Raw genomic sequence first — 25,185 nt, 5'->3', positions numbered from 1 at the left:
GGCTCGGGGTGCCAGGCGTCATCACGACGACTCCTTGGCATGCAGGAAGGCGGCATGCTTTGGTGCGCGCTTGGTGCGCGACCATTCCTCGAGCATCTCCCATTTCACCGCGTCGAGCTGCGCCAGTTGCTGCGTCTCCTCGGGGTCCGGGCACGCCAGTTCAACGCGGTGGCCGTTCGGGTCGAAGAAGTAGATCGAGTGGAAGATGCCGTGGTTGGTGACGCCAAGTACCTCGACGCCATGGTCTTCCAGGTTGGCCTTGAACTCGAGCAGCTCGCTGCGGTCCTTGACCTTGAAGGCGATGTGCTGCACCCAACTCGGTGTGTGCGGGTCGCGTCCCATCGGAGCCCGGGTCGGCAGCTCGAAGAACGCCAGCACGTTGCCGTGGCCGGCGTCGAGGAACACGTGCATGTACGGGTCGGGCTCGCCGGTCGACGGCACTTCGTTCTCGGCGATGGCGAGCACGAAGTCCATGTTCAGCATCTTGCGGTACCAAAGCACGGTCTCCTTCGCATCGTTGCAGCGGTAGGCGACGTGGTGGATTCGGTCGATCTTCATCGCTTGAGCCTCCGTCTTGGTTACGCGGTTTGCAGCACGCCGCGGCGCACCTGATCACGCTCGATCGACTCGAACAGCGCCTTGAAGTTGCCTTCCCCGAAGCCGTCGTCACCCTTGCGCTGGATGAACTCGAAGAACACCGGGCCGAGCTGCGGCTGCGTGAAGATCTGCAGCAACAGGCGCTGCCGCCCGCCTTCCGTGCTGCCGTCGAGCAGGATGCCGCGCGACTGCAACTCGCCCACGGATTCGCCGTGCCCCGGCAGCCGGTCGTTGAGCATTTCGTAGTAGGTGGCCGGCGGTGCCGTCATGAGCGGAACGTTGGACTTGCGCAGCGCGTCCAGCGTGGCCGGCAGGTCGTCGCTCAGCAGTGCGATGTGCTGGATGCCCTCGCCGTTGAACTGCATCAGGAACTCTTCGATCTGGCCCGCGCCGCGCGATGACTCCTCGTTCAGCGGGATGCGAATCTTGCCGTCGGGCGCGGTCATGGCCTTGGAGGTCAGACCGGTGTACTCGCCCTTGATGTCGAAGAAGCGGATCTCACGGAAGTTGAACAGGCGCTCGTAGAACGCCGCCCAATGCGCCATGCGGCCGCGGTAGACGTTGTGCGTCAGGTGGTCGATCAGCTTCAGGCCCGCGCCGGTGGGGTGGCGGTCGACGCCCTCGATGAAATCGAAGTCGATGTCGTAGATCGACGTGCCGTCACCATGGCGGTCGATCAGGTACAGCGGCGCACCGCCAATGCCCTTGATGGCCGGCAGCCGCAGCTCCATCGGACCGGTCGGGATGTCGATCGGCTGCGCGCCGAGCTCCAGCGCGCGCGCGTAGGCCTTCTGTGCGTTCCTCACGCGGAACCCCATGCCGCAGGCCGACGGGCCGTGCTCGGCCGCGAAATACGAGGCCACGCTGCGCGGCTCGTTGTTGACGATGAAGTTGATCTCGCCCTGGCGATACAGCACGACATCCTTGGACCGGTGCGTGGCCACCTTGGTGAAGCCCATGGCCTCGAACACCGGTTCGAGAACGTTGGGGGCGGGCGAAGCGAACTCGACAAACTCAAAGCCCATGAGGCCCATCGGGTTCTCGAACAGATCGGACATGGTGGTTTCCTTTGGTGAATTGGGAAGCGCTGGGCTGATCAGACCAGCTGCCCCAGCGCGTTCTCGAACGCGGTGCGGGCGATGCCGGTGTGGGCGGTGGAACGGGCGTGGCAGCGCTGGAGTGCAGCGGCCACGGTGGCTGAGACATCGCCGAAGATCGCTTCATCGGAGATCTCGGCGTGGCCCTGCATCAGGAAGGCAAACGCACGCGCCATGCCGCAGTTGGCGATGAAATCGGGAATCACCGCGACGCGCGAGTCCGCGTGCTCGTAGATCGGGCCGTAGAAGATCTCGCGGTCGGCAAACGGCACGTTGGCACCGCTGGCCACGACCTCCAGCCCAGCCGCGATCAGCTGCTCGACCTGTTGCTGCGTCACCAGGCGCGAGCCTGCGCACGGCAGGAAGACTTCGGCGCCTGCACTCCAGATGCGGCGGTTGATTTCGTCGAACGGCAGCAGCTCGGGGGCCGCCAGTTGGTTGCCCTTCTTGTTCAGGAACAGCGCGCGGATCTGCTCGAAGTTGAAGCCTTCGGTGCTGAGCAGCCCGCCCTCGCGGTCGATGATGCCGACCACACGCGCACCGGCTTGCGCCAGGTAATACGCCGCCGCCGAACCGACGTTGCCCCAGCCCTGCACGACGACACGCTTGCCGGCGGCGATGCCGCCGTACAGGCGGTAGTAGTGCAGCACCGATTCGGCCACGCCCCAGCCGGTGATGAGGTCGGCCACCAGGTACTTGCGGGCGGGCTCGGGTGTGTAGCGAGGGTCGTCGACGACCTTCGCCACGCCTTGGCGCAGCTGGCCCACCTTCTGGATGCGCTCGCTCTCGCTCGACAGGAAGTGGCCGTTGACGATGCCTTCCTGCGGGTGCCACAGGCCGTGGCTTTCGGTGATGGGGATCACCTCGTGCACTTCGTCGACGTTCAGGTCGCCGCCCGTCCCGTAATAGGTCTTGAGCAGCGGCGTCACGGCCTTGTACCAACGCCGCAGCACGCCATCCTTGCGCGGGTCGGCCGGGTCGAAATCGATGCCCGACTTGGCGCCGCCGATGGCGGGGCCCGACACCGTGAACTTGACCTCCATGGTCTTGGCCAGCGACTCGACCTCGCGCCGGTCCAGGCCAGCGCGCATGCGGGTGCCGCCACCGGCCGCGCCGCCGCGCAGCGAGTTGATGACGACCCAGCCCTTGGCAGGGGTTTGCGCGTCATGCCACTCGAAGACGATCTCCGGGGCCTTGTTCTCGAATCGGGTGAGCAGTTCTCTCATGTCGGGCCTTTGTTCTGTGGAATCGGTGGGGCGCTCAGACGAGCAGCAGCTTGTCGTCGTCCAGCTTTTCGCCGCGGGTTTTCTCGAACATGTGCAGCAGGTCTTCGACGCTCATGTTCCTGCGCTGCGGCCCGGACACGTCGAGGATCACGCGGCCCTCGTGCAGCATCACCGTGCGGCTGCCGTAGTCGAGCGCCTGGCGCATGCTGTGCGTGACCATCATCGTGGTCAGCTGGCCGGCTTCGACGATCTTCGCGGTGAGTTCGAGAACGAACGCAGCGGTCTTCGGGTCGAGTGCGGCGGTGTGCTCGTCGAGCAGCAGGATGCGTGAAGGCTGCAGCGACGCCATCAACAAGCTCACGGCCTGGCGCTGCCCGCCGGAGAGCAGGCCGATGCGGTCGGCCAGGCGGTTCTCGAGCCCGAGCTTGAGGATGCTGAGCTTCTCGCGGAAGAGCTCGCGCAGCTTTCGGTTCAGCGAGAAGCCGAACGACCGGCGTGCGCCGCGCTTCCAGGCGAGCGCCATGTTCTCCTCGATCGTCAGCGCCTCGCAGGTGCCGGCCATCGGGTCCTGGAAGACGCGCGCGACCAGGTCCGAGCGTTGCCATGCGGCACGGCGGGTGACGTCGCAATCGTCAATGCGGATGCTGCCGCGGTCGACCAGCAGGTCGCCGCTGACGGCGTTCAGGAAGGTCGACTTGCCGGCGCCGTTGGAGCCGATCACGGTGACGAATTCGCCGGTGGGGATGTTCAGATCCAGCCCGCGCAGCACACGGTTCTCGATCGGCGTGCCGGGGTTGAAGGTGATCTCGAGACTTTGGGCGTTCAACATTACCGGGCCTCCTTCACGGTGCTTGTCGAATGGATGCGCAGGCGGGACCACAGGCTGGCCAGCTTGCGCTTGTAGCTCGGAACGAGCAGGGCGAGCCCCACCAACACGGCGGTGACGAGGTTCAGGTCCTGGGCCTTCAGGCCGATGAAGTCGCTGTTGAGCGCGAGCGCAATGAAGAAGCGGTAGAGCACCGCGCCGAGGATGCAGGCCAGCGTTGTGACGATCAGGCTGCGGGCCGGCAAGATGGTCTCGCCGATGATCACCGCAGCCAGGCCGATCACGATGGTGCCGATGCCCATCGAGATGTCGGCCCCGCCCTGGCTCTGCACGAAGAGTGCGCCGGCCAGCGCCACCAGTGCGTTCGACAGCGCCAGGCCCCACACCGTCAGGCGATCGGTCGAGATGCCTTGCGCGCGGGCCATGCGCGGGTTGCTGCCCGTGGCACGCATCGCCAGACCCACCTCGGACGCGAAGAACAGGTCGATCAGGACCTTCGCTGCGATGACGACCACCAGCAGCACGAGCGGTTTGAGCCAGTAGTCGGGCAGGCCGCCCAATTCGACCAGGCTGAACACCGTGGCGTCGTTGATCAGCGCGACGTTGGGTTTGCCCATGACGCGCAGGTTCACTGAGTACAGCGCGATCATCACGAGGATGCTCGCCAGCAGCTGCATGATGCGCAGGCGAACGTTCAGCCACGCCGTGAGGTAGCCGGCCAGGCCGCCGGCCACCATGGCCACCGCCGTCGCGGCAAACGGGTTCCAGCCGGCGACGATCAGCGTCGCGGCGACGGCACCACCCAGCGGGAAGCTGCCGTCGACTGTCAGGTCCGGAAAGTTGATGATGCGAAACGACAGGAAAACACCAAGCGCGACCAGTCCGAAGATCAGACCGATCTCGATGGCGCCGAGGGATGCAATGAGCGACATGTCAGAGAACCTCGAGACAGAGGGGCTGCCACGGCGCTGCGCGCAGCAGACCGGGCAAGGTGACGCGGCCGTGGGCCGCTACGACGCCGGTGGCTGATGCCGGCACGGGGCGCGTGCAGCGCCCGAAGGCAGCTTTACTTGATCACCACCTTGGCGGACTTCACCAGTTCGTCCGGCAGCGTCACGCCCTGCTTGAGCGCGGCACCCGGGTTGACGTGCAGCTCGAAGGTCGTGCTGGTCTGCGACGCGATGCGGCCGGCGGCTTCGCCGTTGAGCACGCGCACGACGATCTTGCCCGTCTGGCGGCCGATGTCGTAGTAGTTCAGGCCGAGCGCCGCGGCCGCACCGCGCGCCACGGCGTCGGTGTCCGCCGCGACGACCGGAATCTTGGCCTGCTGGGCCACCTTGACGATGCCCTCGAACGCCGACATCACGTTGTTGTCAGTCGGCGCGTAGAACACGTCGACCTTGCCGACCAGGCTTTGGGCCGCACTGGACACGTCCACTGTGCGGGCCGCGGCACCTTCCACCAGCGTCATGCCGGAGGTGGCCATGGCCTTCTTGAGCGACTCCACGATCGACACCGAGTTGGCCTCACCCGGGCTGTAGATCACACCGACGCGCTTGGCACCGGGAACCACCCGCTTGATCAGCTCGAGGTGCTTTTCGAGAGGCGACATGTCGGACACGCCGGTGACGTTGCTGCCCGACGCGTCCCAGGTCTTGACCAGCTTGGCCGCCACCGGGTCGGTGACTGCGCTGTAGACGACCGGGATGTCCTTGGTTGCGGCCACCACCGCCTGAGCCGAAGGCGTGGCGATGGCGACGATGACGTCCGGGCGCTCGCCGACGTACTTGCGGGCGATCTGCGCCGCGGTGCCGGTATTGCCCTGGGCGCTCTGGTACTCGAACTTCAGGTTCTTGCCGGTTTCGAAGCCGGCGGATTTCAGTTCGTCCTTGACGCCGTCGCGCACCGCGTCGAGCGCTTTGTGTTCGACGATCGCCGTGACCGACACCGACTTGTCGGCGGCGTAGGCGGGCGCCGTGCCGGCGAGCGACAGGGCGAGCAGCCCCAGCAAAGAACGGAGGAAAGAATGTTGCACGTTTGGGTCCAAATCAGTTGAAGGCCGATTGCGGCGTGGAGTCGAGATGCCGGGTTTGGAGAGGGCCCTTGGCCCCGCTTTTCCAGGCGACTTCTCTGGGAAGAAGTTTGGCGTCTGACGGGAAAAATCGGCTTTCACTACACGTCAGGGTGAACCCCCGGTTAGGAAATATGATTGCGTCCTAACGGGGAAACTGGAGAGGATCTTGTCCGACCTTGATCTGGATCGAATCGACCGAAAAATCCTGGCCTTTCTGCAAGACCATGGGCGTGCGTCGAATCTTGAGCTGGCCGAAGCCGCGGGCTTGTCGCCCGCCCAGTGCCACCGGCGCCATCGACGCCTCGAAGAAGAGGGGTTCATCGCGCGCTACGAAACGCGGCTGAACCCGTCCCGGATGAACCTGAACGTCGTGGCCTTTGTCCACGTCGCGATGGAAAAGGGCCACATCCGCGATCTCTCGAAGTTCACCGATGTGCTCGTGGGCTTGCCGGAGATCCTGGAGTGCTATTCGGTCACCGGCGACTTCGACTACGTGGTCAAGGTGATCGCCCGCGATCTGAAGGCCTTGTCGCAGTTTTTGATGGAGAAGCTGATGCGGCTGCCGGGTGTCAGCAGCGTGCGGTCCAGCGTCTGCCTCGACGAGATCAAGTGCACCAGCGCGCTGCCGCTGCTGGAGTGACGTACGCGGAGTGCGGGCTTGCTCTGAGCCGTCCCTAGAATCCGCCCATGTCTGTTTCAGCGCCGCCCCGCTCCCTGCCATCGCGCTTCACGGCCTGGCATCGGCTGGTGGTGGTGACGGTGCTGGGCTTTGCCTCCGGCCTGCCGCTCGCGCTCACCGGCCAGGCCATGCAGGCCTGGCTCAGCGTCGAAGGGGTCGACATCGCGACCATCGGCTTCCTGAGCCTCGTGGGCCTGCCCTACACCTTCAAGTTCCTGTGGGCGCCGTTGATGGACCGCTTCGAGCTGCCCTGGCTCGGCCGGCGCCGTGGCTGGCTGGTGTTGACGCAACTCGCGCTGGCCGGTGCGCTCCTGGTGATGGCGAGCATCTCACCGACGGCCGCCACGCGCAGCTTCGCCTTGCTGGCGGTGCTGGTGGCATTCGTGTCGGCGTCGCAAGACGTGGTGGTCGACGCCTACCGCACCGATCTGCTGCCGGCGCATGAGCGCGGATTCGGCTCGTCGCTGTATGTGCTGGGCTATCGCATGGCGATGATCATCTCGGGCGGCGTCGCCTTCATCTGGGTCGACCCGACGCAGGGATCGCACTGGACCTGGCCCGAGGTGTACCGCGTGATGGCCGGGATCATGGTGGTTGCGGCGGTGATGTCGGCCGTGCTGTTGCCGCGCCTGCCCGACATCGCGCGCCCGTCCAGCGTGGTGCGCAACGACCTCGTCGGTTTCGCGGCCGTGCTGGTGGCCGTGGCGGTCGGCGTCATCGTCAGCGATCGGTTCGGTCCGCCGTTGGCGCGCCTCTTGATCGCGCCGCTGTGGAGCGGCAGTGCGCTGTCGGTCGAGCTGCAGAGCAAGTGGACTGACCTGCTGGCCTTGATGCTGGGCGTGGCGTTCACACTGCCGCTGGCCGCGTGGATGGCGCATGTGGCCAAGTTCGAGACCTTGATCGGCGGCCTGCGCAGCTACTTCAGCCAGTCCGGAGCCGGCGCCTTCCTCGCGTTCATCGTGCTCTACAAGCTGGGCGACGCGTTCGCCTATTCGCTGATGACGCCATTCCTGCTGAAGACCATGATGTTCAGCGCGGCCGAGGTCGGCCTGGTCAACAAGGTGATCGGCCTGTGGCTCACCATCGGTGGCGCGCTGCTGGGCGGTGCGCTGATGATGCGGCTGGGCTTGTGGCGTTCGCTGATGCTGTTCGGCGTGCTGCAGATGGTCAGCAACCTCGGCTACTGGTGGCTGGCGGTCGAAGGCAAAGGCCTGATGCCGGGCCTCGTAATTCCGGCCTTCGACTGGGGCTTCGTGAAGCTGGTGCAGGACACGCCGGTCGACGGCGGCCTGCTGATGGTGATCGCGTTCGAGAACCTGTCCGGTGGCATGGGCACCGCGGCCTTCGTGGCCTTCCTGATGAGCCTGTGCAACCAGCGCTTCACCGCCACCCAATACGCCTTGCTGTCTGCCTTTGCGTCGGTGGGCCGGGTCTGGGTCGGGCCGCTGGCCGGTGTGATGGCCGAAACCGTCGGCTGGCCGACCTTCTTCATCGTCTCGACCGTTTTGGCCGCGCCCGCGCTGGTGATGCTGTGGTGGCTGCGCCAGCCGGTGCGTGCCCTTGAGGTCGACCCTGACTCCCCGATGTTGGACGATTGAGGGTGGAACCACCGCCTGGATGCTGAATCTGAGAACCATGACAACCGACTTCGACCCCCAAGCCGAATTCACGCCCGATCCCTCGCTGCATCTGTCGGGTTGCAGCTGCCACTTGCATTCGCGCCGGCTGTTCACGGGCGCCCTGTTGGCCGCCGGCGGCCTGCTCGCCGTGCCGGCCTTCGCGCGGGAGGGCGTCGAGGTCGGTGGCCAGTCGAAGTTCGCCAAGCTCGTCCCGGCCGACGACATCGAAAACGCTGCGAAGCAGCAGTACGTGGCACTCAAGCAGCAGGCCGGCGAGAAACGCGCCCTGGCCCCCGACGATCACCCGCAGGTGGTGCGTCTGCGCGCCATCGGCCAGCGACTCATTCCGTACAGCTACGAGTGGAACCCGCGTGCCCGTGACTGGAAGTGGGAGATCAACCTGCTCGTCTCCAAGCAAATCAACGCGTTCTGCATGCCCGGCGGCAAGATCGCCTTCTACACAGGCATCCTCGAGCAGCTGCAGCTCACCGACAACGAAGTGGCGATGGTGATGGGCCACGAGATCGCGCACGCCCTGCGCGAGCATGCCCGCGAACAGATGGGCAAGACCGCGGCCACGCGCGGTGCCATCGAGCTGGGTGCCGCCATCTTCGGCCTCGGCAACGCGGGCCGCACCGTGGCCGGCATGGGCGGTCAGTTGCTCACGCTCCGGTTCGGCCGCGAAGACGAATCCGAAGCCGACCTGGTCGGCATGGAGCTCGCAGCCCGCGCCGGCTACGACCCACGCGCCGGCGTGACGCTGTGGAACAAGATGGCCAAGGCGAGCGAAGGCGCGCCACCGCAGTTCTTGTCCACCCACCCGTCTGGGCCGACCCGCATCCGCGACATCGAGGCCAACCTGCCCAAGGTCGAAAGCCTGTATGCCCGCGCGGCCAAGCCCGAGCGGCGCTTCGAGGCGCCACCGAAGCCAGCGCCGACGCCGGCGGCCAACGGCAAGGGTTGAGAAAGGCAGCCCGGGCTGGCACTTGATCCGCAGCCCGGGTGAGCAAAGTCATTGAGCGCACTGATCGCCGGAGCAGCGCGGTCTATCTCAGCGCGTGCAGTCGCCATCCGGTAAAGAGTGGCCCCCCACGTTTGAGGTTAGCGCCAGGCTGACTTCTTGCGTTAGCGTGGCTCGTCCTCAACACGGAGGATGTATAGCGTTTGTCAAGGCCGCACCATGCCGATGAACCCATCTGAAGTGCCCTGGCCGGCCCTGCGCCGAGCTGCACGAACCGTGGTGGTGGTCGACGTTGTCGAGTCCGTTCGGCTCATGGAGCAGGATGAAGACGACACCGTGCGCCGTTGGCAGTTGTTCGTGGGCGAGGTTGTGACACGGTTGCTCCCGCGAAGCGGTGGCCGTCTGGTCAAGAGCCTGGGTGATGGATTGATGCTCGAGTTTGCAAGCGTCCCGCCTGCCATTCAATGTGCTCTCGCCATGCAGCAAGCCATTCAACTCAGTAACAAAAGCCGGCCTCAGCCTGAGTGGATGTGCCTGCGCATCGGGGCGCATGTGGCCGACGTGATCGTTGACGATCACGACATTTATGGCAGTGGGGTCAACCTCGCCGCCAGATTGGCGACCTTGGCGGGCCCCGGCGAGATCGTTGTGTCGGCCGCGGCCCGGAGTGGACTGACGGACGGCTTGGACGGGGACATTGCCGACCTGGGCGATTGCTTCGTCAAGCATGTGCAGCAGCCGGTGAGGGCGTATCGCGTCGGAGCGATGGGGTCGGACCCAGCTGTACGAATATCGCCTCCGGCAACGGAAGCATCTCGCCCTGTGCTGGCCGTCATTCCATTCACCGCTGCGCGCTCGGACCCGTCTGACGCCGTGATTGGAGAGGCCCTCGCGGACGATCTGATCAGCGCGTTGTCGCGAACCTCAGAAATGCATGTGGTCTCAAGGTTGTCGACGACGGCGTTGAGTGGTCGAGGCCTGACGCTGGCTGAACTGAAGGCGCTGCTGGGGGCGAGTTATGTACTGTCGGGTTCTTATGTCGTGAACGGACGCAAGCTTCTCCTGCGTCTCGAACTGGCGGAGACGCGGCAGCAGCATATCGTCTGGGCCGAGGGCTTGTCGGGCCAACTCGACGACTTCCTTCAGCCCGATGCCGAGATCATCTCGCTTGTGGTTTCTTCGGTCAGTTCCGCGGTGACTGCCAACGAGATTGCGAGATCGGTGGCCCGATCCATGCCAAGTCTGGAGAGCCATACCTTGCTCCTGGGCTCAGTGGCCCTCATGCATGGGGCGTCGAGCGACGACTTCGACCGTGCGAAGGCCATGCTCGACCACCTGATCGAGCGCCACCCACGCGAGCCGGGGCCGCGTGCGTGGATGGGCAAGTGGCATGTGATGCGGTTCATCCAGGGCGTGTCTCGCGACCGAACCACAGAGGCCCGGCTGGCGCGCGAATCGGTGGCTCGCGCACTGGATCTCTCGCCGAGGCATTCGATGGCCTTGGCCATCGATGGCTTGGTTTCGGCGCTCTTGATGCGCGATCTAGTGCGTGCACAAGCCAGCTACAGCGCAGCACTCGAGTCCAATCCGAACGAGTCCTTGGCGTGGCTTTTTTCTTCTGCCTTGCATTTCTACCGTGGAGAAGGTGCCGAGGCGGCACATGCGGCCGAGCACGCCTTGCGGCTGTCGCCGCTGGACCCATTGAAGTACTACTACGACACGTTTGCTGCCACGGCGATGTTGGCTGCCGGCCGCCATGGGCAGGCCATCGAGTTGGCATACCGCTCGCTCAAGGCCAACAGCAAGCACACCGCCACCTACCGAACCCTCGCCATTGCCCAGGTGCTGGACGGCCAGATCGAAGAGGGCACGAAGACCATGAGCCGCATGCGCCAACTGGAACCGGAACTGACGGTCAGCGCGTACCTGGATCGCTTCCCGGGCATCGACCGGACGATGGCCCTTCGATACGCCGAAGCAATGCGGACTGCCGGGCTGCCGGCTTGAGCTTGTCGACCGGCCGGTTGCGGCCGCATAAAGAACATCAGGAGGAACCGTGACCACGCTGTCCACGCACTCGACGCATTCCACTCATTCGACCCATTCAACGCATGGGGGCGGGGGCTCCTACGACACCACACCCAGCCTGAACGACTACTCCGGTGTCACCGGCGATGTCTTGCTGGCGGAGGCCCTCTCGGGTACGCGCGCAGAGATCAGAAAGAATATTTCGGTGGCGACGGCCGTGAGGGACTGGACGACCACCGGCGACCGCCTGCCCCCCTTGGAAGATCCGGCGACGCTCGTGCAGTGCGGCGCCAATGTGCGTGGCTACCTGTGCGAATTCGAGCTGATCAGTCGCAGCTGGTTTCGCTGCCCCTCGGAAGACGGCGGTGACGTGGCCGAGCTGAGTTTCACGCGCGAGCAGGCCAGGGGCAGCCTGGTGATGGAACCCCTCTTGACGATGCGGCGACCGAGCAAAGCCATTTTCGAGAGGCAGCTCGAGATCGTGGCCTTGCGCCAAGCTGAGGGCGATGTGGATCCCCGGCGTTCCGAAATCATCGTGCAGGCCTTGCCGCACCTGGCCTTTTTTTCGACGATCCTCAATCTGCAGCCTGCGCGCCACCGCGCGACGCTGGAGCTGATCGATGTGGCGCTTCAATTCGTGATGCTCGCAGTCATGCGGTTCAAGTACGCATTGGCGTGTCCGCGGCCGGTGGAGTACTCGCCGGAGTTGCAGCCCATGCTGCTGACGCCGGCGCATCCATCCTTGCCGATGGGCCATGCGGCCGAGGCCTACATGATGGCGGCCGTGTTTCAGCGCTTGCTGAACCAGGGAGACCACAGCGTGACGGCCATTCAGCTGCGCCGGCTCGCTCACCGCATCGGAGACAACCGGGTGGTCGCGGGAGTTCACTTTCCCGTTGACCTCATTGCAGGGCGGCTGGTCGGAGAGGCCGTTGCCGGATGTTTTTTGGCGCAATGCTGTGGCGGTGATTGGTCGCACTGGGAATTCAACGTGTCCAAACCCGTCGGGCCGACGAGCCAGTCTGTCGCCGGGGCGGAGCTGAGCGCACTAGATGGCTGCGCGCGCATTGCCACCTTCCATCAGGAACACCCGTCGTCACCGATCCTGGCGCAGATGTGGAGCAAGGCCCAGGCCGAGTGGGCCGGCACGAACTTCAGCCGTTGATCGCTGGCGTGTTCGGCGCGCTCTTTACGGAAAGCAAACGCACATGGATTGGGAAACTCTGAGGGTGGGTCGCGTCACGGGCTTCGACTGGTCGGCCAAAGGGGCTCTGTCCGGCTTGGATCCCTATCTGGCCTGGTTGGACGAAACGGGGCCGAACCGCCACCTGCCCTTGCGCAACTACCAGGGCTGCCTTCCCGTGGCCCTGGAGGCCCCGGATGCTGCAATCGTTCATGGCCTGGACGCCTGCGCCGTCATCACATTGCCCCAGGCCTATAGGGACGAGATGCTTCGGCACCCTCGAGAGGGCCACTTCTGTTGCACCGCACTGATCAAGCCTTCTGCAGACGTGCTGAGCAACCTCAAACAAGGAAAAGTCAAAATCGACCTGGGCCTGCCCCAACTCATCCCCGGGGAAGACGAGGAGGCACCGGTCACTCGTTCGCGAACCAGAGCCCCCGAACTCCCGGTGGGCTTGACGCGAAGCGAGGTCGTCATCGGCATCATCGACGATGGCTGCGCCTTCGCACACGACGAGTTCTGCTACCGAGGAAGCGACGGAACACGCCGCACGCGGGTGGAGTGGCTGTGGGATCAAGGCGAGGCCGCGCCTTCGAGCTCAAGGCTTTGGCACACGCCGTCGGCGTTTGGCTACGGACGTGAAGCGAGCAATGATCGGCTCGATGCCTTGATGGCCGAAGCGGCCGAGGTCGGCGCCGCAGGCCTGGAGGACGTGGCCTATGCACGCGCGCAACACCACCTGCCGCATGACCGCGCCTCGCACGGCGTGGCGGTGACGGGGTTGGCAGCCGGCAGGAACAACTTCTTCACCTCCACCTCCGACACCGATGCTGCGGCCGGTGCTCAGATCGTGTTTGTGCAACTGCCGCGGGCGGCCGTCGACGATACGTCGGCCGGGTGGTTGTCGGTGCATGTGCAGGACGCCCTGGCCTACATCTTCGAGAAAGCCGGCAAACGGCCGGTGGTCGTGAACCTGAGCTTCGGCGGCCAGGCCGGCCCGCATGACGGGTCGTCTGTCCTCGAGCGGGCCATCGATCGGATGCTGGAGATCCCCAATCGCGCGGTGGTGGTGGCTGCGGGCAACGGGCGAGAGATGGGGTGCCACGCCAATGTCCCGCTCGCAGGCCACGGCGCTGCGGCCTCGCTCGTGTGGGGGCTTGAACCCGACGACCCCTCCGACAGTTTTCTGGAGCTGCGCGTCCAGCGCAAGAAGGATGGCAAACCGGTGCCGGTCGAAGTGCGTGTGACGCCGTTCGGGCAGCACGCCGGCAGCAACTGGGTGAGGCCGGGCGGGGGTCGGGTCTGGCGCCTGGACGGCGAGCCCTTGAGCGCGGTGTTCAACTCCAGCCAGGACGAAGAGGGCAATGACCCGTTGGTGCTGGTGTGTGCCGCCCCGTCGGTGGCGCAGCCCTTCGAGCCCAGCAGGCCGCCGGTTCCGTATGGGCCATGGACCATTGAAGTCCGAACGATCGGGCCCGAGCCTGTGAYGGTGGATGCCTGGATCGAGCGCGATGATTCTCCCTTCGGCCGCCGCCGCCTGCGGCAGTCTCGATTTCAAGGGCCGTCGACGTCCGTCAAGGGAACCTTGAGCAGCATCGCGACCGGGTTCAAGACCATCGTGGTGGGCGGCTGCTTGTTGTCTGATGGATCGATGGCGTCTTACTCGGCGTCAGGCCCCACGCGCAATCATCCACTGCGCGAGGGCGTCACGCTGGCAGCGCCTTCCGGCCGAACGCTGAAGCAGGACACGATCGAAGTGCTCGGCCCCCGCACCGGGACGCGGGCATTCCTGGACGGCACGAGCATGGCGGCACCACTTGCAACGAGACGGGTTGCGGACATCCTCGCGGCGCGGAAAAAACCGATGACGGCTGAGCAGATCCGTCGTGCGTTGATCGACTTGACGCGAGAGGCTCCTGCCGACACAGATGTGAATGCGGTCGGCGCTGGCCTCTTGGTGCCGCGAACTCAAGTCGTGCCCGGGGGCGTCTCACCAGCCGGTCGGGAGGCTCCGCAGTAGCAACAGCCGGCCGCCGTCGGTCGCGACGTAGCCGCCACGTTCGAGGTCCTTCATCAGCTTGCTGATCATTTCGCGCGAGGCGCCGACGCGGTTGGCCAGTTCCTGGTGCGTCAGCCGCTGCGGTACCGCGCGCTTGTCGCCCACCATGGCGGTGGCCAGGGTGTTCAGCGCCTTGGCGAGGCGGCCGTACACATCGAGCAGCGCGAGGCTGCGGGCGTTGTCGGTGGCGATGCGGGCGCGCCGGATCACGCGGTTGAGCAGCTCGAAAGCGAACTCCGGGTTGGCGGCGATGTGCTCGCGCAGCGTCTTGCGCGTGATCACCGAGCACACCGTGGCTTCGAGCGTGATCACCGAGGCCGAACGAGGGCCGCCGTCCAGGCTCATCTCGCCCAGGTACTCGCCGGCGCCGTAGATGCCGTAGATGATTTCGCGGCCGCGTTCGTTGGTGGAGAAGGCCTTGACGCTACCCGACATCACGATGAAGAGCGTGTCGCCGATGTCGCCTTCGTGGATCAGCATCGTGCCCTTGCGGTAGCGGCGTGGCTCGCCGCGGCTCACCAGCGTGCGCAGGTTGTCGGGCCAGATGGGATCGAGCTGGGTCGCCGAGACAGCGGAGTCCATGGTGCGCGGGCAGAGTGGTCGGCCCGCGCATCATCTCGCGAAAACCGATCGTTCCGCAACGCAGCAATGGGCGGCTGCGCACCCTGTGGATGCCGAGTGCTAGTGCGACAACGCCGACGACTTCATCGCCGGTGCGATCGGCGGCAGCGCAGTGACGCGGCTGACCAAGTCGCGGATGCTCGTGGTCTGTGTCTTGGTGCGGATGCTGCTGATCTGCGTGCGGATCGTCGACACCGCCACGCCGAGGCGGCGGGCCGCTTCCTTCGGTCGCAAGCCGTCGCACAGCGCCTGCAGCACCTTGGCTTCGGCGCTGGTAAGGCCTTGCGTGCGGGCGAAGAAGTCGACGGTCAGCGCTTCGCAGCTCTGGCGCCGGCCCAGCACCAGCAGCACCAGCGTTTCGTCTCCCTCCTGGTCGCTGCCCATCGGTACGGCGGCGACTGACAGAGCGTTCACCTTGTCGCCGATCGAAGTGAGCCGACGCCGGCCACGCCCTGCATCGACCAGCACCTCATGCAGCACGCCATGCTGATCGGCATGAGAAGCCTGCACGCGGCCGTTGGCCAAGCGCAGGCAGGCCCCATGCGCCAGTTCCTGCCGCGCGGGCTGATTGGCATGACGCAGCTCGCCGGCGGGTGTGATGAGCAGCATGCCGTGGTCCATCTCGTCCAGCATGCGTGCCAGCCAGCCCGCCATGGCGGCGTCGCCGCTTCGTCGCTCGGGCCCTGCATAGATGACGTTGGCAGGCCGAGTGATCGTGGTGATGGACTCCAACATGGCGCGTTCCCTTGTGGTTGTCGGTCGGCAGGCAAGCCGTGTGACAGCAAGGGTAGGTTTCGCACCCGGCCAGGGGCTGTAAATCTGACCGATCGCGCTTGTGATTTATTCACCACCTATCTGATTTGCCGGGCAATTCGAGGCTGACGCGTGTCAGTTGCAACTGGCAGTTAACTGGTATTGTGATATCTTGCGCAGTAAATACCATTGCAATACCTGTTGGCGGTGAAGTTGGCGCCGTGGGGAACGTTGGCGTCTCAACTCACGAGGAGATCAAGATGAATGCGAAGGCTCTGGGAATGTCGGTGATGGCCGTGGCGATTGCCGGCATGTGGGGACAGGTGCAGGCGGCCGCGTCCTTCGACGCTGCGCAGGCACGTCTCACGGACGGCGATATTCAGTTGGCGCAGGCGAGCACCGCACCTGCCTGGAAAGAGGGCTCGACCTACGCGGTCGGCGCCATCGTCAGTTACGGCGGGCGCGACTATGTGGCCCTGGTGGCGCACACCGCCTGGGCAGGCACGAACTGGAACCCGGCGTCGACACCTTCTCTCTGGAGCGCGCTGACGTCGGCGCCGGCGCCTTCTCCCGCCCCAGCACCCTCTCCGGCGCCTGCGCCGAGCCCCGCCCCGGCGCCGTCCCCAACGCCTGGCGGCACGTGCTATCTCGCCTGGTCGGCATCGACGGCATACAGCGGTGGCGCGACCGTCAGCTACAACGGCATCAACTACAAGGCCAACTGGTGGACGCAGGGCAACAACCCCGGCACCAACAGCGGCCCGGCCGGCAGCGGCCAGCCGTGGACAGCAGTGGGCAACTGCACCGGCGCACCCGCACCCGCACCGGCGCCTGCGCCATCTCCCGCTCCGGCCCCAGCCCCGGCACCCGCACCTGCACCTGCACCTGCACCTGCACCTGCACCGGGCCTGCCTGCCGAGGCGATCCAGGCCGTGCAGACGAAGCGCGTCTATGTCGGCTACTACCCGACCTGGAGCGACAGCTGGTTCGACGCCACCGGCAAGACGGCCAGCGAGGTCTACCGCGCCAGCAAGTTCGCGCGCATTCCCGGCACCTACACGCACGTGATGGCGTCGTTCGCGGACCCGAACTTCTCGTGGGCGGGCCTGGCGACGAACAGCTTCTCGGGCACCGGCATCAACTTCAACGCCACGCCGAAAGACATCAAGGCCGCGATCGACGTGCTGCACCAGCGAAACATCAAGGTCATCCTCGCCGTCGGCGGCGCGACCTACGGCAACTGGGGCCCGCTCGCAGCGCAAGGCCAGGCGGGCAATGGCCCGATCATCAATGCGCTCGCCAGCTTCATCAGCGAGATGGGCATCGACGGGCTGGATGTCGACTACGAGGTCGACGGCGACGTCGACCGCTACGCCAATTCGATCAAGGCGCTGCGCGCTGCGGTGGACAAGGCTGGCGGCGGACGAGTGCTCACGCTGGCCGGCTGGTCCACCGGTGCCGACTGCACCGCAGGCACGGCCAGCGACCCGTATTGCGCCGGCAAGATGTCGTACTGGGGCGGCAACGCCGGACGCGAGCGCGCCGTGGTGCTCAAGTACCCGGCCGTGGCCAACATGCTCGACATGGTCAACGTGATGAGCTACGACGCACGCTACGAGCACTACGACGGCACGGTGGCCTACAACGACTATCGCAACCTGTTCCCGGCCAAGACCATCGTGTCGATCGGCCTGGAGAGTTCACCCGAAGGCTGGGCCGGTGCGAACCTCGTGATCAACAACGCCGATGCGCAATGCGAAGGTTCGCGCAACCTGCAGACCCAGTACGGCGCGACGGTGAATGCGCCCTACTCGGTCGAGCGCTACGCCGGCGCCGTGCTGTCCAGCACCAGCACCAAGCGCAATGCCCGCGACGGCGCCATGCTGTGGGCCATCATCAAGCCGACCACCGGCAGCTGCGGCAGCGCGCCGCTGGCCAGCCCCGGCACCATCGGCAAGAAGGTCAGCTCGCAGTTCGGTCTGCCTGACGATCCGCTGCTGCTTGGGTCCGACTGGAAGTAAATTGCCTGGAACGCGGGGCTGATCGCCCTGACGTACTTTGAGCCCTCCCCACAAGGGAGGGCTTTTTTATTCGCGCTTTGTGGCGCTCTCTGGCCGGCGCTCAGGCCAGCACGCGCAGCAACCAGCGGTTCAGATCGGCGATCTCCTGCGCGCACACCGAGTGCGGCATTGGGTACTCGTGCCACTCGATGGTGTAGCCGAGTGCGGCGAGCGCGTCGCGCGAGGCCACGCCGCTCGGGTAAGGCACCACGGGGTCTTGCGTGCCGTGGGCCAGGAAGAGCGGCACGTCGCGGTTCGCCTCGCTGCGCTCTGCAGCCGTGGTGGCCGCCAGCGGCAGGTAGCCTGACAAGCCAGCGAGACCCGCCAAGCGTTCGCGGTGGCGCAGGCCGGTGAGCAGCGTCATCGCACATCCTTGCGAGAAGCCCATCAGCACGATGCGCGAGCTCGGAACGCCGCGTGCGTTCTCGAGGGCGATCAGCGATTCGATCTCTGTGGCCGACTTTCGCAAGCCGGGCTCGTCTTCGATGCGCGCGAGGTTGGTGCCGAGGATGTCGTACCAGGCGCGCATCACATAGCCGCCGTTGACGGTGACCGGCTGCTCGGGCGCGTGCGGCAACACGAAGCGCACCGGGCCGAGGGCGCTCAGGTCCAGCTCTTCGGCAACAGGCGCGAAACCGTGGCCGCTGTCGCCCAGGCCGTGCAGCACGATGACCGTGCGCGTCGGCGAAGGGCCGGTTTCGATTTCGATGGCTTCAAGTGACATGGAGGCTCCGCAGATTGGCTGTGAGCCAATCGTAAGGGCTCAGCGTATCGTCGCGCCCGCCCCGCGAAAAGCCCCCGGCGTGTCGCCCGTCCAGCCGCGAAAGGCGCGGTGAAACGAGGCCGGGCTGTCGAAGCCCAGTTGCGCGCTGATGGTGTTGATGGGCGCGCGGCCCTTCGTCAGCAGCTGCACCGCCATGTCACGGCGCAGTTCGTCTTTCACACGCTGGAAGCTGGTGCCTTCATCGGCCAGGCGGCGGTGCAGCGTGCGCGCGGACACGTGCAAGGCGTCGGCCGCGCTCTCGGCGGTGGCCGGCAGCGGCAGGCGCTCGGCCAGGTAGCCGCGCAGGCGCTGGCTCAGGCGCTCGTCGTGTTGCCCGGCAAACAGCCAGTCTTCCGGCGCGCGCAGCAGGAACTCGTCCAACTCGTGCTTGTTGCGGCGGATCGGCCGCTGCAGCCATTCGGGGCCGATGTGCAGCGCTGGCTGGGCCTGGTTGAAGAACACTGGGCCGGGGTACAGCGCCTGATAGTCGGCTGAAAAGGTGGGCCGCGTGAACGGGAAGTCAACGCGAAGCAGCGGAATGCGCCGGCCCGCCAGCCACGAGGCCACGCCGTGGATGACCTTGAGCATGAGATCGAGCGCGAAGGGCTGCGGCAAGGGTGCGCCATGCACCGGCACGAGTGCGATGCGAGTCGACGCGTCGTCGGTCCACACGTCGATGTGGAAATCGTCCTGCACCAGCCGCGACACGCACGCCCAGCGGTGTAGCGCCACCATCAGGTTCTTGGCGTCGAGCAGCGAAAGGCAGGTGAACTTGAGTGCGCCGGGCCGGAACGCGCGCGAGAAGAGCCGCAGCATCTCGTCGTCCATCGAGACGGCGAGGCCGCGGTACAGCGCGGCGAACTGCTGCTCGGTGACGCGGGCCGCGGGGTGGTCATCGAGACCGGCCTGCTCGAAGAGCGCCGCCGCGTCGTTGGGCGACACATTGGCCGCTTGCAGCAGCGCGGCCACATAGGCCATGGAGACGGTTGCATGCGCAGATGCCATGGCGCGCAAGCTAGCACGCATGCCGGCGCCACGCGAGTGGTGGAAGCCTGCATGCACCGCAGGCTTCCACCACGAACGCCTCGGCTAGAAGCGGTAGTTGAAGCCGATGGCGATCATCGGAATCGCCTTGATCTTGCCGACGTCGTCGCGAACCTCGGCCAGCTCGGCGTCGATGTCGGACTGCGAGGCCTGGCTGAAGTTGGTGCCCGAATGCGTTTCGCTGATCTTGGCCTTGCCGATGGAGGCGCCCAGGTCGAACACGAAGCCCCAGCCGGCACTCAGCTGGTGGCCATAGCCGATGCCGAGGTACGGCGTGGTCCTGGGGAACTCGACCTTCACGTTGAGGCGGTCGGTCGAGTCGGTCGGGTAGGTGTTGTTGCCGATCGTGATCGGCTGGCCGTTGCCCTTGGCGACGAGATCGAGCTTCATGTTGTTGAAGGTCACGCCGCCGGTGAAGCGAAAGCCGTTGCCGAAGGCAAACCAGTCGCCGAACAGGCCAACGCGGTTGTAGGTCAGCTTGCCTTCGTAGTCGATGCCGCCTTCGCGCTCGTTGTGGTTGCGCGTGCCGAAAGTTCCAAAGTCGCCGCGCACTGTGAAGTCGGATGACAGGGGGTGCGCGTAGCCGAGCATCACGCCATGCGTGCCGATGCCGGTGTAGACCTCCTGGGCGTGAACGCCCGCGGTCAGAGTCAAAGCTGCCAGGGCCATCAGGGTGTGTTTCATCGCGGTCCTTCTGAAATCAGTTTCTGCTTGCGCCACACAAGTGAAATTTCATTCTAGAAATTGGAGGTAGGCGCGAATCCACCAAAGAGCGGATGCAACGCGACCTTTCTCGCTCGACCGGAAAGGGTGCAGCCGTGCGGTGCGCTAGCGCAGCGCCTTGCCGGCCATGCGCAGGATGTCGTCGAGCGCGTTGCCGTCGCCATTCATGTCGAGCATCGAGCCCAGGCCGCCGCCAGCAGGCGCGGCGCCACTGCGTGCCCCGCCGAGCAGGCCGCCCAGCAAACCTCCAAGACCTCCGTCTGCGCCGGGCTGGTCGGTCGAGCCTCCCTGCTGCTTGGCCAGGTAGCCGGTGACCAGCATGGCCAGCATGGGCAGCATCTTCTTGAGCAGCTCGGGGCTCAGGCCCGATTGGGTGGCTGCGTTCTGCGCCACTGTGCGGCTCACGTCCTTGGAGCCGAAGATCTGGCCCAGCACGTCGTTGCCCTGGCTCACGTCGGTGGGCTCGCGCGACAACACCTGGTCGAGCAGGCCGCCGCCGCCCAGTTGCCCGAGCAGGTCGCCCAAGCCGCCCAGGCCACCGGTCTGGGCCTGTGTCTGCTTCTTGAGCCCGCCGAGGATGGCTGGTGCCAGGGCGCTTGCGCCGCTGGCGACCTGGCTTTCGCTGACGCCGAGTTCGCGCGCCATCGACTCGATGCCGCCCATCTGGGCGAGGATGTCGGTGATCTGCATGGCGGCTCCTAGCTGAAGAGTTCTTTGGGAACGTTGCCGCCGTTGGCCGCGATGTGTGCCAGCAGGTTCTTGTGCAGCCACATGTTCATCTGCGCCGAGTCGCCCATCAGCTCGTCGGGGCAGCGCAACTCCTTGGCCAGCTCCTTGCGCGCGGCTAGGCTGCTGTCGATGTCGAGCAGCTTGAGCAGGTCGACGATGGAGGTCTTCCAGTTGAGCTTCTGCGGGTTGGCGGCGGCGCGCTGCTCGAGCTGGGTCACCACGTCGACCATGGCGATCGGGTTGACCACCTCGGCCGCGGGGGCGGCGGTGGGCGCAGGTGTCGCCGCAGCAGCGGGCGGTGCGCTGGCGGGTGTCACGGGCGCGGCCGCAGCCTCCCCCATGCCGAGCTTCTGAAGGATGTTGCTGAAGAATCCCATGATGCGCTCCAGGAGGGGGTCAGGAACGCATGGTAGGCCGGAAGGGTCACAGCGTGAAGTCGTAATCGATGATCAGCGGTGCGTGGTCGGAGAAGCGCTGGTCGAGGTAGATGCGCTCGGTGCGTGCCAGCGCGGCAATGGCGGGCGTGGCGAGGTGGTAGTCGAGCCGCCAGCCGACGTTCTTCGCCCAGGCCTGGCCGCGGTTGCTCCACCAGGTGTATTGCTCGGCCTTCTGGTTCAGGGTGCGGAACACGTCGACCAGGCCCAGCTCGTCGAGCGTGTGCGTCATCCATGCGCGCTCTTCGGGCAGGAAGCCACTGTTCTTCTGGTTGCCGCGCCAGTTCTTGAGGTCGATCTCCTTGTGAGCGATGTTGATGTCACCCACCAGAATGAACTCGCGCTCTGTCTTCAGCCGCTGCAGATATGGCGTCATCAGCGCGAGAAAGCGGAACTTCGCGAGCTGCCGCTCCTCGCCGCTGGAGCCGCTGGGGAAATAACAGCTGATGATGCTCAACTTTCGCGCTGGCGTGTCGAAACGTACTTCGATGTAGCGGCCTTCGGCATCGAACTCCGGCGCGCCGATGCCTACCACCACATCACTCGGAGTCTTGCGCGAATACACGCCCACGCCCGAGTAGCCTTTCTTCTCGGCGAAATGGAAATAGCCCGTCATGTCGTGCACGGTGTCGAAGCGGTTGGCGATGTCGGCGGCCTGCGCCTTGATCTCCTGCACCCCCATACAATCGGCGCCCAGGGCCTCGGCCCAGGGCAGCAAGCCCTTGGTGGCAGCAGAACGGATGCCGTTCAGATTCAAAGACACCAGACGAAACACGAGACACCTCCGATGAGCGCCGACACGCAAAACCAGTCACTGGATCAAGGGCGCCTGGCCCAGGACTTCGTGAAGTTCGCGGTCGATGCGAAGGTGTTGCGGTTCGGGGATTTCAAGACCAAGGCCGGGCGGCTGTCGCCCTACTTTTTCAACGCCGGCCTGTTCGATGACGGCGCCAAGCTTGCGCGCCTCGCAGAATTCTATGCGTCGCGTCTGCTCGCCTCGGGCATCGCCTTCGACATGATCTTCGGGCCGGCGTACAAGGGCATCACCCTGGCGTCGGCAGTGGCCGTCGAGCTCGCGCGCCGGGGCCGCAATGTGCCTTACGCATACAACCGCAAAGAAGCGAAAGATCACGGCGAAGGCGGCACGCTTGTCGGCGCGCCGGTGGCCGGCCGCGTTCTCATCATTGACGACGTGATCTCAGCAGGAACTTCTGTGCGCGAATCCATCTCGATGATCCAGGCTGCGGGGGCGACACCTTGCGCAGTGTCGATCGCGCTCGACCGCCAGGAGAAAGCCTCCGAAGGCGGTGTCGACGCCGACTGGTCGGCCGTGCAGTTCGTCGAGCGCCAGTTGAAACTGCCGGTTTGCGCCATTGCGACACTGGCCGACTTACTGCAGTATCTGAAGACAAACAAGGACGCAGCCTTGGGCGAGCACTTTGCTCGCGTGTCTGCCTACCGAGAGCGCTATGGCGTGTGAATTGTTGTTTCGTCCAGGCTCATTGGAGCTCGCATTGGCTTGCGTCTTGTTGGGCATGGCGGGTGCAAGTTCGGCCGCGATCTACAGCTGTGTCGATGCCAATGGGCGCCGGCTTACGTCCGACCGGCCGATTGCCGAGTGCCTCACGCGCGAGCAGCGTCTGCTGAATGCCGATGGTTCTGTGCGTCGCGTTGTGCCACCCACGATGACGGTCGACGAGCTGGCCGAATCCGAGGCCAAGAAGCGCCAAGCCGAAGTGGAACGTGCCGCACAACAAGACGCGATGCGTCGCGATCGCAACTTGCTGGTGCGCTTTCCGACAGAAGCTGCGCATACCCGGGCGCGTGAAGCGGCGCTCGACGACGTGCGCAAAGGTGTCCAGTTTTCTGAAGAGCGCTTGGCCGAGCTGCAGGCTGCGCGCAAGCCCCTGCTCGACGAAGTCGAGTTCTACAAGGGCAAGAAGCTGCCCGGCAAGCTCAAGCAGCAACTCGATGCCAACGATGCTTCTGCGGCGGCGCAGCGTTCTCTGGTGCAGAACCAGAAGGACGAGATCGCCCGCATCAACTCGTTGTACGACGTGGAACTCGACCGGCTGAAGAAGCTGTGGAGCGGCACGCCGGTGGGTTCGATGGGCGTGCTGCCATCGGCTTCTGCGCCTGCCTCTGCCGCGACCCGGAAGGCGGCATCGAGCAAGTAGCTCGATGCGCAGAGGCAGTTAAGGGCGAACCGCCCCTAACCGAGCTTCTTCTTCAGCAGTTCGTTCACTGCGGCCGGATTGGCCTTGCCCTTGGTGGCTTTCATGGCTTGGCCGATCAGCGCGTTGAAGGCCTTGTCCTTGCCGGCGCGGTATTCCTCGACCGACTTCGCGTTCGCGGCCAGCACCTCATCGAGGATGCGGTCGAGTTCGCCGGTGTTGCTCATCTGCTTGAGGCCCAGTCGATCAATGGTCTCGTCGACAAGCACTTGCGTGTCTTCGGCAGACCCTCTTCCTGCTGCCCAGATCGCGTCGAACGCCTTGCGGGCGCCGCTATTGGAGATCGTGCCGTCAGCGATGCGCAGAATCAACGAACCCAAGGTGGACGCGTCGATGGGTAGATCGCGGTCATCGATGCTGCGGCCCTCCACATTGAGCCGTTTGGAGATTTCGCCCATGACCCAGTTCGCAGCAAGCTTTGATTGCCGTGACCGCTCACGGACAATCTGGTAGTAGCGCGCGATGCCACGACTTTGGGTCATCAGCGCGGCATCGTACGCTGGCAATTCGTCGTCGCGCACGAAGCGCTCGGCCATCACGCGCGGTAGCTCCGGCATCTCGCTGCGCACGCGCTCGATCCACTCGGGTGCGATCACCAGCGGCGGCAGGTCGGGGTCCGGGAAGTAGCGGTAGTCAGCCGCGTCTTCCTTCGTGCGCATGGCGCGCGTCTCGCCGCTGTCGGGGTTGAACAGCACGGTGGCCTGCTGTACCTCGCCACCGTCTTCGATGAGATCGATCTGCCACTGGATCTCGTAGTCGATCGCCTGCTGCATGAACTTGAAGCTGTTCAGGTTCTTGATTTCGCGGCGCGTCCCGAAGTCCGCGCCGGGCTTGCGTACCGACACGTTGGCGTCGCAACGGAAGCTGCCTTCCTGCATGTTGCCGTCGCAGATGTCGAGCCACACGACCAGCGCGTGCAAGGCCTTGGCGTATTCGACCGCCTCGACGCTCGATCGCATGTCGGGCTCAGTCACGATCTCCAGCAGCGGTGTGCCGGCGCGATTCAGGTCGATGCCGGTCTGGCCGGCATAGTCTTCGTGCAGCGACTTGCCGGCGTCCTCTTCCAGGTGGGCACGGGTCAGGTTCACCTTGTGCTTCACCTTCTCGCCGTTCGACCCGTCAACGAAGAATTCGACCGCACCGCCCTGCACCACCGGCGTTTCGTACTGGCTGATCTGGTAGCCCTTGGGCAGGTCGGGATAGAAGTAGTTCTTGCGCGCGAAGATCGACAGCGGCGCGACCTTGGCACCGACGGCGAGGCCGAGGCGAATGGCGCGTTCGACCGCGCCTTTGTTCATCACCGGCAAGGTGCCGGGCAAGGCCAGGTCGACCGGCGAAGCCTGTGTGTTCGGGGCCGCGCCGAACTGTGTCGATGAGCCGCTGAAGATCTTGCTGCGGGTCGAGAGCTGCGCGTGCGTTTCGAGGCCGATGACGACCTCGTAGCCGCGGATCAATTTGGGAGTGCTTGCCATGGT

24 protein-coding genes are annotated in these 25,185 nt (G+C 65.3%); 9 read left to right on the top strand and 15 right to left on the bottom strand.

Annotated elements, in window-relative coordinates:
- Positions 1 to 21: 21 nt before the first annotated feature.
- The 6 genes from AC1DYS_RS02915 to AC1DYS_RS02890 all read right to left on the bottom strand — a co-directional run bounded on the left by AC1DYS_RS02915 (position 22) and on the right by AC1DYS_RS02890 (position 5,781).
- The gene (locus AC1DYS_RS02915) at positions 22 to 558 is read right to left on the bottom strand and encodes a VOC family protein (protein ID WP_477895871.1); all 537 of its coding nucleotides are present in this window, start codon (positions 556 to 558) and stop codon (positions 22 to 24) included.
- A gap of 20 nt (positions 559 to 578) precedes the next feature.
- The gene (gene hppD, locus AC1DYS_RS02910) at positions 579 to 1,655 is read right to left on the bottom strand and encodes a 4-hydroxyphenylpyruvate dioxygenase (RefSeq protein WP_477895869.1); all 1,077 of its coding nucleotides are present in this window, start codon (positions 1,653 to 1,655) and stop codon (positions 579 to 581) included.
- 38 nt (positions 1,656 to 1,693) lie between these two features.
- Positions 1,694 to 2,920: a Glu/Leu/Phe/Val dehydrogenase dimerization domain-containing protein gene (locus tag AC1DYS_RS02905; RefSeq protein WP_477895867.1), complete on the bottom strand. Its 1,227-nt coding sequence runs from the start codon at positions 2,918 to 2,920 to the stop codon at positions 1,694 to 1,696.
- Positions 2,921 to 2,954: 34 nt separating this feature from the next.
- Complete coding sequence (locus AC1DYS_RS02900) at positions 2,955 to 3,749, bottom strand: ABC transporter ATP-binding protein (RefSeq protein ID WP_477895865.1); 795 nt, start codon at positions 3,747 to 3,749, stop codon at positions 2,955 to 2,957.
- A complete protein-coding gene (locus AC1DYS_RS02895) occupies positions 3,749 to 4,678 on the bottom strand; it encodes an ABC transporter permease (protein WP_477895863.1) in 930 nt (309 codons plus the stop codon). Before AC1DYS_RS02895 ends, AC1DYS_RS02900 begins: the two co-directional genes overlap by 1 nt.
- Before the next feature lie 134 nt (positions 4,679 to 4,812).
- Positions 4,813 to 5,781, bottom strand: a complete 969-nt coding sequence (locus AC1DYS_RS02890) for an ABC transporter substrate-binding protein (RefSeq protein WP_477895861.1) — start codon at positions 5,779 to 5,781, stop codon at positions 4,813 to 4,815.
- 205 nt (positions 5,782 to 5,986) lie between these two features.
- Between AC1DYS_RS02890 and AC1DYS_RS02885 the strand changes: the two genes are divergently transcribed.
- The 6 genes from AC1DYS_RS02885 (at position 5,987) to AC1DYS_RS02860 (ending at position 14,310) form a co-directional block, all read left to right on the top strand.
- Positions 5,987 to 6,460, top strand: coding sequence for an Lrp/AsnC family transcriptional regulator (locus AC1DYS_RS02885; protein ID WP_477895859.1), 474 nt, complete (start codon positions 5,987 to 5,989; stop codon positions 6,458 to 6,460).
- 47 nt (positions 6,461 to 6,507) lie between these two features.
- Positions 6,508 to 8,097: an AmpG family muropeptide MFS transporter gene (locus AC1DYS_RS02880; protein WP_477895857.1), complete on the top strand. Its 1,590-nt coding sequence runs from the start codon at positions 6,508 to 6,510 to the stop codon at positions 8,095 to 8,097.
- A 37-nt stretch (positions 8,098 to 8,134) separates the two neighbouring features.
- Entirely contained in the window at positions 8,135 to 9,082 is a 948-nt protein-coding gene (locus AC1DYS_RS02875; RefSeq protein ID WP_477895855.1) for a M48 family metallopeptidase, read from the top strand.
- Between the two features lie 222 nt (positions 9,083 to 9,304).
- Positions 9,305 to 11,086, top strand: a complete 1,782-nt coding sequence (locus AC1DYS_RS02870) for an adenylate/guanylate cyclase domain-containing protein (protein ID WP_477895853.1) — start codon at positions 9,305 to 9,307, stop codon at positions 11,084 to 11,086.
- A 49-nt stretch (positions 11,087 to 11,135) separates the two neighbouring features.
- A complete protein-coding gene (locus tag AC1DYS_RS02865) occupies positions 11,136 to 12,272 on the top strand; it encodes a phosphatase PAP2 family protein (protein WP_477895851.1) in 1,137 nt (378 codons plus the stop codon).
- A complete protein-coding gene (locus AC1DYS_RS02860) occupies positions 12,160 to 14,310 on the top strand; it encodes a S8 family serine peptidase (protein WP_477895849.1) in 2,151 nt (716 codons plus the stop codon). Before AC1DYS_RS02865 ends, AC1DYS_RS02860 begins: the two co-directional genes overlap by 113 nt.
- Here AC1DYS_RS02860 and AC1DYS_RS02855 read toward each other — a convergent pair.
- Positions 14,281 to 14,931: a Crp/Fnr family transcriptional regulator gene (locus tag AC1DYS_RS02855; RefSeq protein WP_477895847.1), complete on the bottom strand. Its 651-nt coding sequence runs from the start codon at positions 14,929 to 14,931 to the stop codon at positions 14,281 to 14,283. The two genes, AC1DYS_RS02860 and AC1DYS_RS02855, sit on opposite strands and share 30 nt — an antisense overlap.
- Positions 14,932 to 15,030: 99 nt before the next feature.
- Positions 15,031 to 15,705, bottom strand: a complete 675-nt coding sequence (locus AC1DYS_RS02850; protein WP_477895845.1) for a helix-turn-helix transcriptional regulator — start codon at positions 15,703 to 15,705, stop codon at positions 15,031 to 15,033.
- Positions 15,706 to 15,983: 278 nt separating this feature from the next.
- Here AC1DYS_RS02850 and AC1DYS_RS02845 point away from each other — a divergent pair, with 278 nt between their 5' ends.
- The gene (locus tag AC1DYS_RS02845) at positions 15,984 to 17,744 is read left to right on the top strand and encodes a carbohydrate-binding protein (protein WP_477895843.1); all 1,761 of its coding nucleotides are present in this window, start codon (positions 15,984 to 15,986) and stop codon (positions 17,742 to 17,744) included.
- Between the two features lie 100 nt (positions 17,745 to 17,844).
- On the opposite strand, the gene AC1DYS_RS02840 is transcribed toward AC1DYS_RS02845, so the two are convergent.
- The 6 genes from AC1DYS_RS02840 to AC1DYS_RS02815 form a co-directional block, all read right to left on the bottom strand.
- Positions 17,845 to 18,507: an alpha/beta hydrolase gene (locus tag AC1DYS_RS02840; RefSeq protein ID WP_477895841.1), complete on the bottom strand. Its 663-nt coding sequence runs from the start codon at positions 18,505 to 18,507 to the stop codon at positions 17,845 to 17,847.
- A 39-nt stretch (positions 18,508 to 18,546) separates the two neighbouring features.
- Entirely contained in the window at positions 18,547 to 19,551 is a 1,005-nt protein-coding gene (locus AC1DYS_RS02835; RefSeq protein WP_477895839.1) for an AraC family transcriptional regulator, read from the bottom strand.
- Between the two features lie 84 nt (positions 19,552 to 19,635).
- On the bottom strand, positions 19,636 to 20,274 hold the full coding sequence (locus tag AC1DYS_RS02830; RefSeq protein WP_477895837.1) for a hypothetical protein: 639 nt from the start codon (positions 20,272 to 20,274) through the stop codon (positions 19,636 to 19,638).
- 144 nt (positions 20,275 to 20,418) lie between these two features.
- The gene (locus AC1DYS_RS02825) at positions 20,419 to 21,003 is read right to left on the bottom strand and encodes a DUF937 domain-containing protein (protein ID WP_477895835.1); all 585 of its coding nucleotides are present in this window, start codon (positions 21,001 to 21,003) and stop codon (positions 20,419 to 20,421) included.
- An 8-nt stretch (positions 21,004 to 21,011) separates the two neighbouring features.
- The gene (locus AC1DYS_RS02820) at positions 21,012 to 21,419 is read right to left on the bottom strand and encodes a DUF3597 domain-containing protein (RefSeq protein WP_477895833.1); all 408 of its coding nucleotides are present in this window, start codon (positions 21,417 to 21,419) and stop codon (positions 21,012 to 21,014) included.
- Between the two features lie 46 nt (positions 21,420 to 21,465).
- Positions 21,466 to 22,251, bottom strand: a complete 786-nt coding sequence (locus tag AC1DYS_RS02815; protein WP_047486507.1) for an exodeoxyribonuclease III — start codon at positions 22,249 to 22,251, stop codon at positions 21,466 to 21,468.
- Between the two features lie 12 nt (positions 22,252 to 22,263).
- Here AC1DYS_RS02815 and pyrE point away from each other — a divergent pair, with 12 nt between their 5' ends.
- Complete coding sequence (gene pyrE, locus AC1DYS_RS02810) at positions 22,264 to 22,956, top strand: orotate phosphoribosyltransferase (RefSeq protein WP_477895831.1); 693 nt, start codon at positions 22,264 to 22,266, stop codon at positions 22,954 to 22,956.
- 55 nt (positions 22,957 to 23,011) lie between these two features.
- Positions 23,012 to 23,653, top strand: coding sequence for a DUF4124 domain-containing protein (locus tag AC1DYS_RS02805; RefSeq protein ID WP_477895829.1), 642 nt, complete (start codon positions 23,012 to 23,014; stop codon positions 23,651 to 23,653).
- A 35-nt stretch (positions 23,654 to 23,688) separates the two neighbouring features.
- Here the strand turns inward: AC1DYS_RS02805 and gatB are convergent, their stop codons facing one another.
- Positions 23,689 to 25,182 carry an Asp-tRNA(Asn)/Glu-tRNA(Gln) amidotransferase subunit GatB gene (gene gatB, locus AC1DYS_RS02800; RefSeq protein ID WP_477895827.1) on the bottom strand — a complete coding sequence of 498 codons (1,494 nt, stop codon included), beginning with the start codon at positions 25,180 to 25,182 and terminating at the stop codon, positions 23,689 to 23,691.
- Positions 25,183 to 25,185: the final 3 nt, after the last annotated feature.

The sequence above is a fragment of the Rhizobacter sp. P2_G4 genome, assembly GCF_056403575.1.
The sequence above is the reverse complement of the archived record's forward strand: the minus strand, read 5'-3'. Positions and strand labels throughout refer to the sequence as shown.

Excerpts from the sequence above, each read along its gene's own strand:
- gatB (WP_477895827.1), bottom strand. The coding sequence starts at position 25,182 with ATGGCAAGCACTCCCAAATTGATCCGCGGCTACGAGGTCGTCATCGGC.
- AC1DYS_RS02855 (WP_477895847.1), bottom strand. The coding sequence starts at position 14,931 with ATGGACTCCGCTGTCTCGGCGACCCAGCTCGATCCCATCTGGCCCGAC.
- AC1DYS_RS02825 (WP_477895835.1), bottom strand. The coding sequence starts at position 21,003 with ATGCAGATCACCGACATCCTCGCCCAGATGGGCGGCATCGAGTCGATG.
- hppD (WP_477895869.1), bottom strand. The coding sequence starts at position 1,655 with ATGTCCGATCTGTTCGAGAACCCGATGGGCCTCATGGGCTTTGAGTTT.
- AC1DYS_RS02905 (WP_477895867.1), bottom strand. The coding sequence starts at position 2,920 with ATGAGAGAACTGCTCACCCGATTCGAGAACAAGGCCCCGGAGATCGTC.
- AC1DYS_RS02875 (WP_477895855.1), top strand. The coding sequence starts at position 8,135 with ATGACAACCGACTTCGACCCCCAAGCCGAATTCACGCCCGATCCCTCG.
- AC1DYS_RS02820 (WP_477895833.1), bottom strand. The coding sequence starts at position 21,419 with ATGGGATTCTTCAGCAACATCCTTCAGAAGCTCGGCATGGGGGAGGCT.
- AC1DYS_RS02845 (WP_477895843.1), top strand. The coding sequence starts at position 15,984 with ATGAATGCGAAGGCTCTGGGAATGTCGGTGATGGCCGTGGCGATTGCC.
- AC1DYS_RS02850 (WP_477895845.1), bottom strand. The coding sequence starts at position 15,705 with ATGTTGGAGTCCATCACCACGATCACTCGGCCTGCCAACGTCATCTAT.
- AC1DYS_RS02915 (WP_477895871.1), bottom strand. The coding sequence starts at position 558 with ATGAAGATCGACCGAATCCACCACGTCGCCTACCGCTGCAACGATGCG.
- AC1DYS_RS02830 (WP_477895837.1), bottom strand. The coding sequence starts at position 20,274 with ATGAAACACACCCTGATGGCCCTGGCAGCTTTGACTCTGACCGCGGGC.
- AC1DYS_RS02880 (WP_477895857.1), top strand. The coding sequence starts at position 6,508 with ATGTCTGTTTCAGCGCCGCCCCGCTCCCTGCCATCGCGCTTCACGGCC.
- AC1DYS_RS02835 (WP_477895839.1), bottom strand. The coding sequence starts at position 19,551 with ATGGCATCTGCGCATGCAACCGTCTCCATGGCCTATGTGGCCGCGCTG.
- AC1DYS_RS02900 (WP_477895865.1), bottom strand. The coding sequence starts at position 3,749 with ATGTTGAACGCCCAAAGTCTCGAGATCACCTTCAACCCCGGCACGCCG.
- AC1DYS_RS02870 (WP_477895853.1), top strand. The coding sequence starts at position 9,305 with ATGAACCCATCTGAAGTGCCCTGGCCGGCCCTGCGCCGAGCTGCACGA.
- AC1DYS_RS02840 (WP_477895841.1), bottom strand. The coding sequence starts at position 18,507 with ATGTCACTTGAAGCCATCGAAATCGAAACCGGCCCTTCGCCGACGCGC.
- pyrE (WP_477895831.1), top strand. The coding sequence starts at position 22,264 with ATGAGCGCCGACACGCAAAACCAGTCACTGGATCAAGGGCGCCTGGCC.
- AC1DYS_RS02805 (WP_477895829.1), top strand. The coding sequence starts at position 23,012 with ATGGCGGGTGCAAGTTCGGCCGCGATCTACAGCTGTGTCGATGCCAAT.
- AC1DYS_RS02895 (WP_477895863.1), bottom strand. The coding sequence starts at position 4,678 with ATGTCGCTCATTGCATCCCTCGGCGCCATCGAGATCGGTCTGATCTTC.